At 49.3% G+C, this 16,549-nt stretch carries 15 protein-coding genes; 3 read left to right on the top strand and 12 right to left on the bottom strand.

Going from position 1 to position 16,549, the window contains the following annotated elements; genetic code table 11:
• Positions 1–1,746 (top strand): ABC transporter ATP-binding protein, encoded by a 1,746-nt coding sequence (locus KNQ11_RS02425; RefSeq protein ID WP_214769252.1) that lies wholly within the window; start codon positions 1–3, stop codon positions 1,744–1,746.
• A complete protein-coding gene (locus tag KNQ11_RS02420; protein WP_214769249.1) occupies positions 1,743–2,624 on the top strand; it encodes an NAD(P)-dependent oxidoreductase in 882 nt (293 codons plus the stop codon). The genes KNQ11_RS02425 and KNQ11_RS02420 overlap by 4 nt, the downstream gene beginning before the upstream one ends.
• Before the next feature lie 51 nt (positions 2,625–2,675).
• Here KNQ11_RS02420 and KNQ11_RS02415 read toward each other — a convergent pair whose 3' ends face one another.
• From KNQ11_RS02415 to acnA, 10 genes are all read right to left on the bottom strand, one after another.
• The gene (locus KNQ11_RS02415) at positions 2,676–3,311 is read right to left on the bottom strand and encodes a DUF975 family protein (RefSeq protein ID WP_050678317.1); all 636 of its coding nucleotides are present in this window, start codon (positions 3,309–3,311) and stop codon (positions 2,676–2,678) included.
• 186 nt (positions 3,312–3,497) lie between these two features.
• Entirely contained in the window at positions 3,498–4,160 is a 663-nt protein-coding gene (locus tag KNQ11_RS02410; RefSeq protein WP_050678318.1) for a copper homeostasis protein CutC, read from the bottom strand.
• A gap of 25 nt (positions 4,161–4,185) precedes the next feature.
• On the bottom strand, positions 4,186–4,950 hold the full coding sequence (locus KNQ11_RS02405; protein ID WP_023467804.1) for a DeoR/GlpR family DNA-binding transcription regulator: 765 nt from the start codon (positions 4,948–4,950) through the stop codon (positions 4,186–4,188).
• A 191-nt stretch (positions 4,951–5,141) separates the two neighbouring features.
• Positions 5,142–5,756: a glycerol-3-phosphate 1-O-acyltransferase PlsY gene (plsY, locus tag KNQ11_RS02400; protein ID WP_029341281.1), complete on the bottom strand. Its 615-nt coding sequence runs from the start codon at positions 5,754–5,756 to the stop codon at positions 5,142–5,144.
• A gap of 17 nt (positions 5,757–5,773) precedes the next feature.
• Complete coding sequence (locus tag KNQ11_RS02395) at positions 5,774–6,805, bottom strand: M15 family metallopeptidase (RefSeq protein WP_214769246.1); 1,032 nt, start codon at positions 6,803–6,805, stop codon at positions 5,774–5,776.
• 238 nt (positions 6,806–7,043) lie between these two features.
• Entirely contained in the window at positions 7,044–7,481 is a 438-nt protein-coding gene (locus KNQ11_RS02390; RefSeq protein ID WP_023467801.1) for an acyl-CoA thioesterase, read from the bottom strand.
• A 12-nt stretch (positions 7,482–7,493) separates the two neighbouring features.
• On the bottom strand, positions 7,494–9,737 hold the full coding sequence (locus KNQ11_RS02385) for an AAA family ATPase (RefSeq protein WP_214769241.1): 2,244 nt from the start codon (positions 9,735–9,737) through the stop codon (positions 7,494–7,496).
• Between the two features lie 76 nt (positions 9,738–9,813).
• The gene (locus KNQ11_RS02380) at positions 9,814–10,521 is read right to left on the bottom strand and encodes a hypothetical protein (protein ID WP_214724596.1); all 708 of its coding nucleotides are present in this window, start codon (positions 10,519–10,521) and stop codon (positions 9,814–9,816) included.
• Between the two features lie 190 nt (positions 10,522–10,711).
• Positions 10,712–11,176, bottom strand: coding sequence for a DUF3939 domain-containing protein (locus tag KNQ11_RS02375; RefSeq protein ID WP_064300184.1), 465 nt, complete (start codon positions 11,174–11,176; stop codon positions 10,712–10,714).
• Positions 11,177–11,233: 57 nt separating this feature from the next.
• The gene (gene acnA / locus KNQ11_RS02370) at positions 11,234–13,960 is read right to left on the bottom strand and encodes an aconitate hydratase AcnA (protein WP_214769239.1); all 2,727 of its coding nucleotides are present in this window, start codon (positions 13,958–13,960) and stop codon (positions 11,234–11,236) included.
• A gap of 257 nt (positions 13,961–14,217) precedes the next feature.
• Between acnA and KNQ11_RS02365 the strand changes: the two genes are divergently transcribed.
• Entirely contained in the window at positions 14,218–14,712 is a 495-nt protein-coding gene (locus tag KNQ11_RS02365; RefSeq protein WP_050678322.1) for a hypothetical protein, read from the top strand.
• 33 nt (positions 14,713–14,745) lie between these two features.
• On the opposite strand, the gene KNQ11_RS02360 is transcribed toward KNQ11_RS02365, so the two are convergent.
• Both KNQ11_RS02360 and KNQ11_RS02355 read right to left on the bottom strand, forming a co-directional pair.
• A complete protein-coding gene (locus tag KNQ11_RS02360; RefSeq protein ID WP_149427059.1) occupies positions 14,746–15,327 on the bottom strand; it encodes a hypothetical protein in 582 nt (193 codons plus the stop codon).
• A 33-nt stretch (positions 15,328–15,360) separates the two neighbouring features.
• The gene (locus tag KNQ11_RS02355) at positions 15,361–16,545 is read right to left on the bottom strand and encodes an RtcB family protein (protein WP_149427058.1); all 1,185 of its coding nucleotides are present in this window, start codon (positions 16,543–16,545) and stop codon (positions 15,361–15,363) included.
• Between the last annotated feature and the right edge of the window lie 4 nt (positions 16,546–16,549).

Below are 16,549 nucleotides of genomic sequence, written 5' to 3'. Positions count from 1 at the left end.
ATGAACGCTGCGACGTTCCAATCTTTTTACCTGTTATTGAAAAAAACGAAACCCCCGGTCGGATTATTATCCGCCGCTGTTTCCGTCTCCGTCATCCAAGCGCTGGCTGCCCTCGCCATTCCTTGGTTCTTAAAGACGTTGATTGACGGTTTTACAGTCGATCGACTGACTCCGCAGTTGATCAGTTTATTTGTGATCGTCTTCGTCGTCCAAGTCGTCGCGAATGCTTTATCCATCTATTGGTTACAGATCGTCGGTCAACGAATCGTCGCTAATTTGCGGACGCTCCTATGGAAACACCTGTTGACCTTATCGATTCCGTTCTATGATGAGACGAAATCTGGCGAGCTCGTCTCGCGACTCAACAGTGACGCTACGACACTCCAGCAATTGCTGTCGGAGCAACTTGTCCGCCTGCTGACATCACTCGTCTCGATCATCGGGGCGATCACGATCCTGTTCTTCCTCGACTGGCAAATGACACTTGTCATGGTCATCGCTGTACCCGTGACGCTACTAATCATCATCCCGCTCGTGCGGAAGTTGCATAAGATATCTCGTGAGACTCAGAAGGAACTCGCAGGATTATCCGGTTTTTTTGCCGAGATGCTCGGTGAAGTCCGACTCGTCAAATCGCAAGCGACTGAATCCTATGAGCTCGACCGTGGGAAAACTCGCATTGAGAATCTTTATGGCTATGGCGTCAAGGAAGGACGAATCCAAGCCCTTTTGTTGCCAATCTTTAACGTCACCTTGACGACGATGTTGATCTTGATCATCGGCTTTGGTGCCTACCGCGTCGCGACGAACCAGATCACAGCAGGTGAACTCGTCGCCTTCTCACTCTATTTGTTCCAAATCATGACGCCACTCGTGACGATGACTGAATTCATCACGAAGTTACAGAAGGCTCGCGGGGCGACAGAACGGATCATCGAGCTTCTCGATGAGACACCGGAAGCACCTGGAGCGCTTGTTGCGCCGCGTCCGTTCACGGACGTCACGGTCGATCACCTGTCATTCGGATACAATGAAACACCGATCCTCCAGGATGTCAGCTTTACGTTACCACGCGGCAAGACGACAGCGATCGTTGGTCCGAGTGGATCCGGGAAGACGACATTATTCGCGATACTTGAGCGATTCTATCAACCGACGTCCGGTCAGATCCGACTCGGAGATCAATCTATCGCTGATTTGACGTTATCGTCTTGGCGCCAAGCGATCGGTTATGTTGCGCAAGACTCACCTGTTTTATCGGGAACGATCCGTGACAATCTCATCTACGGTCTTGCAGAAGACGTCAGTGAAGACAAAATCCGTGAGGCTGCACGAATGGCGAATGCCGATACGTTCATTGAACGTTTTCCGGAGGGGTATGCAACTGAAATCGGAGAACGGGGTGTCAAGTTGTCCGGTGGTCAACGCCAACGGATCGCGATCGCACGTGCACTCCTCCGAGATCCGGAAATTCTATTACTGGATGAAGCCACGTCAAGCCTCGACTCCGAGTCCGAGCGGGTCGTTCAGGAAGCACTCGAGCGATTGATGGTCGGACGGACGACGTTCGTCATCGCCCATCGTCTCGCGACGGTCCGTCATGCCGATCAAATCATCGTCCTTGAAGATGGTCGGATTTCCGGCATCGGGACACATGATCGTCTTGTCGTCGACAATCCATTGTATAATAAGCTCGTAACGCAACAATTCATCGGCACGGAACGTGCAAGGGGGAATCACGTATGAAGACAGTCGGTTTCATCGGATTAGGTGTCATGGGACAAGGCATGGTCCGCAATCTGCGCAAGGCAGGTTTTACAGTCAAAGGATATAATCGCACGAAAGAAAAAGGAATTGTCCTTGAAGCAGATGGTGTCGAGATCGTCGATACGATTCAAGACGTCGTCACGGATGTCGACGTCGTCATCTCGATCGTCGGTTATCCGCAAGACGTTGAGCAGATCTACTTTGAAGACGGAATCCTCGATCATGCGGCACCAGGAACGATTCTGATTGACATGACGACATCCAGTCCGGCTCTTGCAGAACGAATCGCGAAGGAAGCGGCAGCACGCGGTCTTCAGGCACTTGACGCACCTGTCACAGGTGGTGACCTCGGCGCGAAGAACGGAACACTCGCCATTCTCGTCGGTGGGGAAGAAGCGGCTTTCGCACAAGCGAAGCCCTTATTCGAAGCGATGGGAAAATCGATTTCACTCTTCGGTGGTCCTGGTAAAGGACAATCGGCGAAACTCGCGAACCAAATCGCGATTGCCGGCTCGATGATCGGAACAGCGGAGATGCTGTTGTTCGTCACGCGGTCCGGGATTGACCCGACGCAATTCATCGAGACGATCAAATCTGGTTCTGCCGGTAGCTGGAGTCTTGAGAACTTGATTCCGCGCGTCATCGCTGAAAACTACTCACCTGGTTTCTTCGTCAAACACTTCATAAAGGATATGCGCCTTGCCCTTGAGCGAGGAGCTGAGATGGGCATCGCGACACCTGGTCTCGCACTGACGAAGGATTTATATGAACAACTTGCTGAGCTGGGTCACGCCGATTCCGGTACACAAGCGCTTTATCTGTTGCTCGCCGAACGTTCACGCGCTTCGGTAGAATAAGCAAAAGCCTGTACGCTACGTCTACTGACGTAATGTACAGGCTTTTTTCGTTCATCCCTCGACGGATGATTGACGTGTTGGTTTCAAGCGTTCATAGAAGTGTGCCATCGTCGTATCGAAATATGGCGTCAAGAAGATGACACCCACAGTACTAAGTAGTGCGAGGATACCCCAGCCGATGAAACTCAAGTAAAGCATGATCAATTCACGCTTATGCCCTTTCATCATCCGACGGCTCTCGCCAAGTACTTGCCAAAACGACAATTCTGGTCGGTCGACCAAAATGTACGGGACGAGGCGATACGCTAGATAAAAGTACAATGCCGGTAAAATCAAAAATGATCCGACATACACCAATACCGTCACGATTGCATACGCAGCAATCGTCCGGAAAGCACGTCGAAACGAAGAAAACCCTTCGAATAACGTTCCGATACCGGCAGACTCCCCGCGTGTGAAGCGTAAGTAAGCAATCGTTCGTCCAACCGTCACCGGAGCAAGCACGATCGTTACGACCATGTTCAGTCCGATGAAACGGACCATGCTGTCGATGTCATCTTGGTCAAAGGACATCCGGCTTGCTGCAAGCGCAAAGATAAGGAAGTAGATGATCGAGATGCTTAGCCCGACCAACCAACGTCCTTTTAGTGTACCAAGGGCGTCTTGTTTTAATTGTTTAGGGTTCATGTCGTACTCCTTCATTTCCACTATTTCCATCTTTGATTCTAGCGTAGTCCCGTTGAAAAACCTAGTTATCCCGCTCTGCTTTTCAAACGCGTCACGGAATCGTCGAAAATCCGTCACGAACACATACAAAAAAATCCATTTCTCTCATCTCATAAGATTTGAAAAATGGATTCGTGCGGTATAGGATTAGCGCAGAAGTCGCGTCAATGCCTCAACACGTTCTTTTTGAATGATACCGTCTTGTAAGACAGCGGAACCCACATGTAGTTCCGATGCCTTCGTCGCCTCAAGAAGTGCTTCCGCATTCTCAAGCGTAATCCCGGAACCTGGTAAGATAATCAAGTCCGGATGGTCCTCGATCAAGCGAGCGATTGTCTCTTTTCCTTCTAACGCCGTCGCTTGACCACCCGACGTCAAGATCCGGTCGACTTCTGGAAAATCAGCGAGCACTTCTGCCGCTTCGAGAATATCTCGACTACTGTCGATCGCCCGGTGGAACGTCAATGACAGTTCCCCTTTATGTTTGATGATTCGACCAAGGAAGCCTTCGTCGACACGACCGTCTGCGGTCAATGAGCCGACGACGATCCCGGCAGCACCGAGTTCACGGATCAAGTCGATATCCGTGATGATCGTCTCTTCGTCTGATTTCGAATAGACGAACGACTTGCTATGCGGTCGCACGAGGACGTGAACCGGAATCTCGACCGTCGAGACGACTTGACGAATCAGTCCATAGCTCGGCGTCAACCCACCTTCGGATAATGCGGAAACGAGCTCGATCCGGTCCGCTCCGGCTTGTTCTGCTGCGACCGCTTCTTCTACGGTCGATGCGATGATTTCTAACATGATGCATCCCTCCCGCATCAGTGTATCATGAGACGACCATCCAGTTCACGCGTTCGTTGAACAGTTTCATCTCCCACGATGGTGGATAGGAGGCTGGACTGAGAACGATCTTCGCACGGCGGAACTCCGCCACCTTATATTTACGATTGCCCTGGAATTCATCATTCGCCAAAAAGGCATAGACGTCCTTCGTACAGCTGATGACGGCTTTTTGAATCAGCGAGGATTCAATATCATCGCTGACGAAGCCACGCTCGATTTCAGCACCGTCAAACGATAGAAAACAGGCATCAAAAGCGTAAGCATCGAGCGCCTGCAAGACTTCAACTCCTACCGTCTGCCCGTAGGCATCGACTGTCCCACCGAGTAATCGAATTTCACCTTTGAACGGTCCCGTCTTACGGCACTGCTCCAAGTGACTAGCGACCATCAGTGAGTTCGTAACGATCGTTGCGTTCCCCGTTAAATACGGCAACAGATGCTCGACCGGCTCACCTCGACCAAGAAAGATACAGGAATAATCGCTAAGCCATCCTTTCGCATAACGCGCTAAACGGCGAGATAACTGATCCGTCCGACGTGAGATCGGTGTCTCTCGTTTTCCTCCTTGATAGATGGCGCCGCCATAGACGCGCTTCAACTGCCGTTCCCGCTCGAGCTCCTCTAAGTAGCGTCGTACCGTTTCTCCCGAGACATCGAGACGTTCGATCAAATCCTTCGTCATGACTTTCCCTTCCTCTTCCAGCCATTCCATGATGCGTGATTTCCGCTCTTCTCCTAACAACGACACGTGCGCTTCCCCCTTCACAGACAAGTTCTAGTTCTAGTGTATCGAACGTCTGTAAAGGTCTTGTAAATCCGATGTAAATAAACGTGTAGTTCCTATGAAATGTCGTTGAATTCGTCCGTTATCCGACTTTTTCCACAAACAAAAGACGCATCCGCATCTCAATGAACGAGATGTAGATGCGTCTTAACGACTCATTCAGACGGTTTCTTTGCAAAGAGTGGAATCTTAGACTCTGTTCCTTGGCGAATCCGTTGGATGTTCTCACGGTGCTTGAAGATGACGAACAAGGCAAGAACCGTAAAGAACGTCGGAACGATCCAGTCGTTCGTCAAGACTCCAATCGTGATGGAAACAACGATTCCAACACTTGCCGCCACGATTGAACTAAGCGACACCATCCGGCTCAGACGGAGTGTCGTCAAAAAGGAGACGAGCAGGAAGATGAACAGAACAGGGCTCGTCACGAGCAACATCCCTCCGGACGTCGCAACTGCCTTTCCGCCTTTGAACTTCGCGAAGATCGGATAGATATGACCGATGACAGCTGCTAGTCCAGCAAACAACGGATGTATGTCTGCTCCCATCAAAATTGGAACGAGGCTTGCGACGGCTCCTTTTCCGAAATCACCGATCAAGACGATGATTCCCGCCTTTTTTCCCAAGACACGGAACGTATTCGTCGTTCCGAGATTCCCGCTACCATGTTGGCGAATATCCATCCCGTGTCCCCACTTCCCGACGAGAAGTGCGAACGGTATCGAACCAAGCAGATAGCCAAGAACTAAAATCCCTATGATTTCAATCATAGTCAACCTCCAACCTCTTAGTGACCGACTTTCATATATTCCTCAAGAGTCTGTCCGTTATTTTTAATTTGTGTCGCGGCATCGACACCGACATAACGAATGTGCCATGGCTCATACGTATAGCCTGTCCGTGATTGGAAGCCACGATCGTAGCGCACGATGAAACCATATTTAGCTGCGTTATTCGCAATCCATTTTCCTTCTTTCGTATCACCAAGGGCAGCCGTCAACCCGTTACCAACGCTTGGTGCCGAAATATCAAAAGCAAGACCTGTTTGGTGTTCACTGTTACCAGGGCGCGCTGAATATTGATCAGCAGCTGCCTTGCCATCACGTGCGACATAATTATTATACAATACTTTTTGACGTTCGCCTGAACGGAATCCACTAACTGCGTTCAATGTCACGCCTTCTTTTTTAGCAGCGGCAAACATCTTCTCCATCTGTTTCGCAGCTGGCGCCCGCATGTAGCTCTGCTCAAGTACACCTGAGTATGAGAAGCTGACGTCTGGGACGACGAGATCCGATGGTTTGTAGTCGATTGGCAAGCTGTATTTCTTATTGACGACGACGAGATTACCAAGTGATAGATCTGCTTTGGCATCTGCTGATTTATCGACGTCTGGTGTCTCATCTTCTGGTTTCGACGGTTTCTCTTGTTCTGGATCCTGAGATGAACTATCCGGTTTATCCGTCGATTCGTCTTTTTTGTCCTCTGTTTTGTTCTCTGAAGATGGTGTATCGTCTTTTTGTTCTTCTTCTTTTTTCGTCTCATCTGAAGATTCTTGATCTTCTTGCGTTGCCGCATCAGACGAATTGTCTTCTTGTTTTGCTTCTTCTGACGTATCGTCTTTTGCTGTTTCGTCTGTTTTGTTTGTTTCTTCTTTGTTCGTGTCTTTTGCTGTGTCTTCTTTTTTCGTTTCGTCGTTTGATTGTTTTGTCTCATCTGATTTCTGTTCCGTTTTCGTTGTATCATCCGCTTGTTGATCCCCAGGATTACATCCTGCAAGGAGAAGCGCTAACGTACTGACGGTTACGATTTTTTTCATGAGTAAGACCCCTCTTCTTTTTATGCTTCTCTATGTTACCGCTAATCGTTCCATCCGTCGAGTCTACTTCCGACAGATGGAGTAAGTCCCTACCTTACTTCAGCTTCTTTATTTTCGCAAATGATCCTGACTTTGTCATCGGTCGTTAGTACCAAGTGCTAATTTTTACTGTTCAGACTGAAAAAAAGAAAAAAAGCGGAATCGATTCAAAAATCGATCCCGCTTTTGATGTATCTCTTCACGCTTCCGTTAAGAGTGCTGCGTCCGTCTCGCTCATCTTCTCATAAATTTCGTGCCAGTTCGGGAACACCTTCGGCAAGCGAATCGGTCGGAAGTTTTCCTTCTTGACGACGACATGTGTCGTCTTCGCAGATACCGCAAGCTTCCCGTCCGGATGTTTGACCGTATAGCCATAAATCGTCCGTAGTCCATCGTAATGATCAATCCAGACTGTGACGACCGCTGTATCACCGTACGTCAACGAGCGTTTGTAATCGAGATTGACATTCGTGACCGGGGAGACATACCCCGCATCTTCCATTTCCTTATAGTCAAGACCTAAGGACTGGATCAATTCCGTCCGTGCGAGTTCCAAATAGACGAGATAATTCGAATGATAGACGATGCCCATCATGTCCGTCTCGGCGTAGCGGACAGGTATTTCAATCGTGTGCATGTAGCTTCCCCCTTAAAAATCCTCTTTTTCAAGATAGGACCATTCTGAACCGGATAAGCTAACTTTGTCAATTAATCGCATCGACTGCTTCGCGATCGCCTGTTCGACGATCGTGATCGCCGCCCGTGCGTTTCCGTTTGGAACGACATCAATCTTCTCGGTAAGCGTCAATCGTGCGTCCTCCGTCAGCTCGTATCCGAACCGCGCTGCGTATCCTTCAATGATTTGAATCAACTCGTCTGGCGAGTAATTCGGGAAGTGGAATGACCGTTTGAAGCGTGATTTCAATCCTGGGTTACTCGCAAGCAAAGCGTTCATCTGTTGCTCGTAACCCGCAAGGACGACGACGAGATTATCTTGATGTTTCGTCATCTCATCCACGAGCGTATCAATCGCTTCCTTCCCGAAGTCGTTCGCTCCACCGTTTAACGCATACGCTTCATCGATGAATAAGACACCACCCAGCGCATCGCGAATTGCGTCTCGCGTCTTTTGCGCCGTTTGTCCGACGTAACCAGAGACAAGATCCGCCCGGCTGACGACTTTCAAGTGTCCCCGTTTTAAATAACCGCATTGTCGTAAGACATCGGCATAGAGCTGCGCGACGGTCGTCTTTCCGGTTCCGCTATTGCCGCTAAAGACCGCATGTAGTTCGACCGGTAAGACTTTATAACCAGCTTCCCGGCGACGTTTTTGCATCGACAACAGAGCTTCAATCTGTTTGAGTTCATCTTTAAGATCAGACAATCCGACGAGCGAAGCGATCCGCTCCTCAACGGTTGCATCCGGTTCTTGCACCATCTCGAAGTCTTCTTGTTCAAGTAAGGCAAAGTCTTCGTGACTGGCACTCTCTCCAAGGCTTGATCCCTTCTTGAAGATCGCATCAAGCACGATATTACGGACGGCGCGTCCATTTCCGAAACTGGCGTCAACCCGTTCTCGTTCCAGACGACCGAGCAACGCCCGCTCTGCTTGTTCCGTCAAGACGTAATCGTTCGCAGTCGCGATCGACCGTCCGATGGCGAGCAGCTCCTGATCCGTATAGTCGGCGAGTAGATAATGATTTGATTCCGGGAAACGGCTCCGGAGTCCAGGATTCGCCTTCAGGAAATCACGCATCTCTTCTGGGTATCCAGCAAGCACGACCGCAAATCGCCCTGCATATTCCCCACTCGTCATCGCTGCGACGAGCGTATCAATCGCGGCCTGACCATAATCGTTCCCACTTTGTCCGGCACGTTTTAAGGCATAGGCTTCATCGATGAAGAGCACCCCTCCGACGGCTTCGCGGACTTTACTCATGACCTGTTCTTCCGTCTGACCGACGAACGCACCGACGAGTGACGAACGATCCGTCTCGACGACTTCCGGTCGTTCGAGAAGTCCGAGCTCGTGATAGATCTTTGCCATCAGACGGGCAAGGGTTGTTTTCCCGGTTCCGGGATTACCCATGAAGATCATGTGTAGCGATGGTTGATCGCTTGAACGGTAGCCATCTTCCGATCGCTTCTGTTGATACTTCAAGAAGCGATACATATGATGGACCCGTTGTTTGATGTCTTCGAGACCAATCATCGCGTCAAGTTCCTCGAGTGCTGAGCGTTCGACTTGTTTGCTTTCGACAGGGAGCAAAGCGACGACACGTTTGAGATCCTGGATCGTCGTCGCTTTCAGTTCCGTCATCTCGCGAAACGCTTCCCGGGAATAGAAACGCTCTTGTAGGCTGTCGACGAATATCTGCGCTGTCTGTTCAAGCGTGGCACTCGAACGTAGTAATGCCGTTCCAGCCTCGAACAGTTCTGTCCAGCGTCCGGCATCCAACCGACGCAGTCGTTCCGTCAGTTCGACGATTTGTTCCGTCTCCTCGACGATTTGGCTTGCCTGGAGAATCAGTTCCTTCGTCGCTGATCGTTTGGCGTTCGCATTGTCCGTCTCGCGAATCGTCGGAAACGTATGCGCAACAAGGCGCTGATACGTACTTTGTAATTGTTGTTCCGTCAACAACTGCTCAAGACGGGCTGGCAAACGACCATGCTGACGGATTTTTTGCATCCAGCTCTCAGCTAAGGCGTCCAGTCGTCCCGTCATGATATAGCGATGTTCGACGAGTAACGCCAAGATGCGGACGAGTGCTTCCGTCTCTCCAAGCAAGCGGCTACTTTGAGCATAACGTAGCGCAAGCACCTCCTCGACCTTCGCGCCCTCTTCCCACACTTTGATTTGATTGAACATCTCCTCTTTCGAGAATGCTTCCATGTTGAACCTCCTGCGTCTCGAAAAAACCGACTTTGTCCGCTACCGTTTCGTAGCGTCATCGCCGGCCGTTTCTTGTTTATTTTGCTTTTAACCAATCCGGATCGAACGAATCGATCGTTTCAAAACTCTTCATCTTGACAGAGTAGAACAATTTACCGTTATTGCGTGACTCCGCACCGAGTACTTTCGAACGGTCGGAAGCGACATAATACGTTGCTTGTTCTTGGTTGTTTTCTTTATCGAAGATCGATGGATATTGTTTGATCCATTCTTCTGGTACCGTGCTGGACGGTTCTTTTTTCACGTACACGTCCGCTGCCATTCCGGCGATGTCCGCTTCTCCCTCGACTTGTCCAAAGTCACCTTTGTTGATGAAAGCGAGGATCTGTTCGTTGAAGCCACGTGAGAGGAATGGGCGCGGCGCACTGACACTTTTGCCGGCTTTCGTCTCATTGACTAACTTCCCTGTCGCATCATACTCACGGAACATCGTCCCGTTCCAGATCGCAAGCGATCCTTTTGACGGACCGTCTACGACTTCTGTCCGGAAATGACCTTTGTCATTAAAGACGACTTCATACGTGCGTGATTCAAGTTCATCTTTTTTCGTCGCGAGCTTCTTCTCAACATATTGGATGCGTGTCATCGTATAAAACGGTTTGACCGTCGCGGCTTTTTCATCGCTTGCGGTCTGCGTCTTGTTCAAGAGATAAAAATTGTAGGCAAGGAGGATCGCCATTGCCACGATTGCTACTGCAATCCACGTGCTCGTTCGTTTCGTCATGCCATGTACACCTTCCTAGCTCAAGTCTCTATTCCTTATCATCGTATCGGTTTTATAAGGAGAATACAAAGGGTTTGTCCGAGATTTCACGATTTCTGACTAAATTCGTCAGACTTTTGAACAAATCTGAAAACGGTCAGGACGACAAAAAAAGGCGAACCGAATGAATTCGGTCCACCCTTGATTACGTTTACGCTTCCTTCGGCGTCAGCGAGACGATCATCGACTCATCGACCAAGTAATAGCTATGATGCGGCATTTCACGCAAATAGCCATCCTGAAACAACATCGCACAGTCGACTTGGAACGTTTTGCTATACGGTTTCAACGGGAGTTTCTTCACCCGATCAAAATAGCGATCAACGGCAACTTGGACATGATCCATCTCATAGACGAGTTCCCGGTCTTTTGCCTCCATGATGGTGAATGTCTCACGCGACATGTAAAACACTTGTGTCGAACGTGCTTTCAAATACGGCTCCAGCTGCTTTAAGTCGATGCGTTGCTCATTATCTAGAAGCACTGTCCGATTCGTTCCTTTCGGTAGTTCGGATTCAAAGGCATGCGTCGCTTGTTTGACTTCATCAAGCGTCACGTCACGCATCGGCAACGGCTGATCGTCCTTCGGTTGAAACCACTTCTTGAATCGGTTCACCTTTTTCCTCCTCTCGTCAAAAAAAGGTGGGGTTTCCCCCACCTTTGATTAGACAACTTATGCTTGTTGGAGACGCTCACGAAGGACCATTGGAAGGATCCCGCCGTGACGGTAGTAATCGATGTCGACTTCTGAATCGAAGCGAGCGATCGCTTCAAACTCAGTGACTTTTCCGTCTGCCGCTGTCGCTGTGACTTTAACGATGTCACGTGGACGAACAGACTCATCGATTGCGATGCTGATTGCTTCTTCACCTGTTAAACCAAGTGTTTCAGCTGTCGTACCTGCCACGTATTGCAGTGGAAGAACACCCATCATGACGAGGTTTGAACGGTGAATCCGCTCGAAGCTCTCCGCGATGACGGCTTTGACGCCGAGCAAGTTCGTTCCTTTTGCTGCCCAGTCACGTGAAGAACCCATACCGTAATCTTTACCAGCGAGGATGACGAGACCTGTGCCATCTTCTTTGTACTTCATCGCAGCATCGTACATCGCCATCGTTTCGCCTGTTGGCCAGTACGTCGTGAAGCCACCTTCTGTACCTGGTGCGACTTGGTTACGGATGCGGATGTTCGCGAACGTTCCGCGCATCATGATTTCGTGGTTACCACGACGTGAACCGTATGAGTTGAAGTCTTTTGGTGCAACCCCTTTATTGACGAGGTATTGACCGGCTGGTGTCGTTTTCGAGAATGAACCAGCTGGTGAGATGTGGTCCGTCGTGACCGAATCAGCGAACTTACCGAAGACACGGAGTCCGTTGAGGGCTTCGACTTGACCAGCTTCCTTCGCCAAGTTCTCGAAGAACGGTGGGTTTTGGATGTACGTCGACTCACCGTCGAAGTCGTACTGATCCCCTGTTGGCACGTCAAGGTTGTTCCAACGTTCGTTTCCTGTGAAGACTGAATCGTATTCTGCACGGAAGCTTTCTGGTGTGACGACCGTGTTGATGATCGTTTGGATCTCATCACGTGAAGGCCAGATGTCAGCGAAGAAGACTTCTTGTCCGTCTTTGCCTGTTCCGAGTGACGCGTTCATGATATCGACGTCGACTGTTCCTGCAAGTGCATACGCGACGACGAGTGGCGGTGAAGCCAAGTAGTTCGCTTTGACGAGCGGGTGGACACGACCTTCGAAGTTACGGTTACCGGAGAGGACAGACGAAACGAGTAAGTCTGAACCGAGGATCGCGTCTTCGACAGCGCGGTCGAGTGGACCGGAGTTACCGATACATGTCGTACAGCCGTAACCGACCGTGTTGAAGCCGAGTTCATCAAGGTACGTTTGGAGTCCTGATTTCTCGAGGTAATCCGTAACGACCTTCGATCCTGGCGCAAGTGATGTCTTGACGTATTTCGGAACCGAAAGACCGAGTTCGATCGCTTTTTTCGCGACGAGTCCCGCACCGATCATGACGTATGGGTTTGATGTGTTCGTACAGCTCGTGATCGCAGCGATTGCCACGTCACCAGTACGCATTTCAACTGCTTCGTCTTCGAACTGAACGACAGCGACTTTGTTCGCTTCTTCTTCGGCTAAGCCGAATCCAGCGTTTCCTTGTGGAGCCGTCAACGCTTTTTTGAATGATGTATGAACATCCGTCAAATCGATCCGGTCTTGTGGACGTTTTGGTCCAGCGAGAGCAGGAACGATCGTCGAAAGATCGAGTTCGACTGTTTTCGTGAATGTTGGATCTTCGTTTTGTGGCGTGTAGAACAAACCGTTTGCTTTCGAGTAGTTCTCGACTTTTTCGATCAATTCTTCATCGCGACCTGTCAGACGAAGGTACGTCAATGTTTCTGTGTCGACTGGGAAGAATCCACATGTTGCACCGTATTCTGGCGCCATGTTCGCGATTGTTGCCCGGTCAGAAAGTGACATCAAGTGGAGTGATGGACCGAAGAACTCGACGAATTTACCGACGACGTTCTCTTGACGGAGCATTTCCGTTACACGAAGGGCAACGTCTGTTGCTGTCGTTCCTGGGTGCATCTCACCTGTGATGCGTACACCGATGACTTCAGGTACTGGGAAGAACGATGGCTGTCCGAGCATGCCCGCTTCCGCTTCGATCCCACCGACTCCCCAACCGAGGACGCCAAGACCGTTGATCATCGTCGTGTGTGAGTCCGTTCCGACGAGTGTATCCGGGTACACATCAACTGTACCGTCTGCTGTTTCCTTTTCAAGGACGACAGATGCCAAGTACTCGAGGTTAACTTGGTGGACGATCCCTGTTGCTGGTGGTACAGCACGGTAGTTATCGAATGCCGATGTCGCCCAGCGAAGCAATTTGTAACGCTCTTCGTTACGTTCGAATTCGAGATCCATGTTTTTTGCAAGTGCTCCAGCAAAACCGTAAGCATCGACTTGAACCGAGTGGTCAACGACGAGGTCGACTGGTACTTCTGGGTTGATGACCGATGGGTCTCCACCGAGATCTTGCATGGCTTTACGAAGTGACGCGAGGTCAACGACCGTTGGAACACCTGTGAAATCCTGAAGGATAACGCGTGACGGTTTGAACGGAACATCGACATCGTTCGAAACTTGAGCTGTTCCCCATTTCGCCAAGTTCTCGACGTGTTCACGTGTGATCGAACGACCATCTTGTTGACGAAGTACTGACTCGAGTAGGACACGAATCGAGTATGGAAGACGTTTGACTTCCGTCAATCCGAGTTCTTCCAATTTTTCAAGACTATAGTACTGATAATTCTTACCGTTTGCTTCAAACGAACGGCGTGCGCCAAAGACATCTTGCGACACATCTGTTTGCTTCATGGTGATTCCCCCTTTAAGTGTTCACGACATCAAGCCCCTGATACCGCTTACTTGTACAGTTCTATCATAGTATAATATGGATTCCGTTACAATTTGAAAGAACAAAAGACTTTCGATAAGTTTTACTTATTGCCGATATTAGAAAATTATTCTGTTGTCCTGTTTTTCTCATATTTCCAGTCTCGCGTTTCCATTTAGAATGTTCAGGGTACTTAAAAAGTGTAGTACGATATCCGATTCTTGTGGAGGCGTTTATTATGGCGAAATATAAAAGCGATGCAACGCACGTCATTACGACAATCATTTTCAGTGATTTAGAAAAAGCAAAAACAGGCTTTGCGATGATTAAGGATCTCGAGGCAATCAAGGAAATCGAGATGGATCAGATGGTTCTCGCAAAACGTGACGAAGCAGAGGGCTTCTCTTTCATCGATGCCATCGACTTCACGCAACAGGACCAATCCTTCAAAGGCTCATTGATCGGCATGGCAATCGGTGTCGTCGGTGGCCCGTTCGGTATGCTCGTCGGCTCCGTTGCTGGTTACTTGATCGGTGCGAACCGGGATGAGAAGAACGAGCGGGAATCGTTTGATTTATTCAACCGGACGCTGAATCAGATCAATCCTGACCATTACGGTGTCATCTTGATCAGTGAAGTCAACGAAGATTCAGAAGCCGTCAATGCGATCGCCGCTGAACTCGGAGCGACGATTCGCCGGACAGGTGAGACATTACCGGATGGTGCAGTCTAATCAAATCAGAGTTGTCTTCTTTACGTTCTCGTTTTAGGCGGGAACGTTTTTTAATTCCTGGATCACCTGTTTTGCTGCTTCCTGTGTCGTGTCAGAATCTACTTTGTTTAATGAATTTTGTTGTACGGATATGAGGATGTTTTTGTAGCTAATGATAATGAGCTCGCCGTAACCACCGTTTGATTGATACTGAACCAGATCATTGCCTATGTATCGATCCGTATACGCAAAATGAATCGCTAACTGCGTATCTTGTTTCTGGTTTTCAAAATAAAGTGTCTCCTGTGTCGACGGTGTGTCAATCGTTCCGTCAACCGTTAACCAACGTCTCTTACCAAAACTCAATGATTGGTCGACAGCCGTGAAGTCTGCACCGATCGTACTTCCCTTCAACTGAAACTGATCCATCTTCAAGTGTTCATTCATATGCTTGAACAGCTTTTCATACTGAACTGGATTTAAGATGGGGTGTTTCGTCTGATTCGTCTTCTGATTCGTATGCGTAGTAGTTTTGACTTCTACTTTTTTCTGTTCCGTCATAACCGCCTCATCCGTGCATCCAGCGATTAAAAACACACTTGAAAACAGAATCAGCATAGTCCCCTTATAGTTCATAGAACATCCTCCCCCATTGTTGATACCCTTCCATCATTTCGCCTTAAAGTTGTACAGCGGTTTAATGATCTCGACGACATCGACCGTTTCTTTCGTGTTACGGATGATTTCGTCCATCGGTTTATAGACGAACGGCGACTCGTCACGTGTCGATGCGACGACTGAACTTGACCAGACATCGGTCATCGTCTTTTCGAACGCATCCAGTTCCACTGTTTTGAATGCTTTTGACCGCGACATGATACGACCTGCTCCATGTGGCGCGGAATAGTTCCAATCGGGATTGCCTTTTCCGACGACGATTAAGGAGCCGTCACGCATGTTCATCGGAATGATTGCCCGCTCGCCGGCTTTTGCAGAGATGGCACCTTTTCTTAGAATCATTGCGTCAAGATCGATATAGTTGTGGATCGTATCGAATTGATCCGCTACCGTCCATCCCATCGCCTCGAAAATGACCTCGGTCATCGCCTGACGGTTCAATGCTGCGTATCGTTGGGCAATCTTAAGATCATGGAGGTAACGCTCCATCGCTTCGCCGGAAACAGATGCTAAATCTTTGTTAAACGTAGACCGTTTTTCCTTCAATTGCTGTAAGGTGGCTTGAATCTCCGACTCGCGCCCTTGTTGCTTCAATTCGGCGATGACTCGGTCCGCGTCAAATTGGAAGCGTGCCGTTTCCGCTTCTGCTTGATAATGTTCGGCAATCGTCTTCCCAAGATTGCGACTACCAGAATGAATGACGAGATAGCGCTGTCCTGCTGCATCCTGGTTCAGTTCGATGAAATGATTCCCTCCACCAAGCGTACCGATTGATAATCGTGCCCGTGTCTCGTTAAACGGTGCAAGCACTTGATCAAACGGTACCTGTTCGGACAATGGATGAGCTTGCTGACGTACCGACATGCCACTTGGAACAAGACGCTGAATCGTCGCGTCAAGTTTCGCATAATCGATTGGTTCTTGTTCAGCAAGTCGTGTACATAACATGCCGCAACCGATATCGACACCGACGAGGTTCGGTACGACCTCGTCCGTCACATGCATCGTCGTTCCGATGACAGATCCTTTTCCAGCATGACAATCCGGCATGATCCGGACGCGACTGTCTGTCGCAAATTGTTCCTCTAACATAGCTGTGACTTGCTTAATCGTCAGGTCGTCGACGTTATCCGTGAAAATCTTTGCTTCCCCATACGTGCCTTGAATTGTTTTCATACGA

Origin of the sequence: Exiguobacterium sp. s39, assembly GCF_018618925.1 — a bacterium.
In the GTDB taxonomy this organism is placed as follows: Bacteria; Bacillota; Bacilli; order Exiguobacteriales; family Exiguobacteriaceae; genus Exiguobacterium_A; species Exiguobacterium_A abrahamii.
The sequence above is the reverse complement of the archived record's forward strand: the minus strand, read 5'-3'. Positions and strand labels throughout refer to the sequence as shown.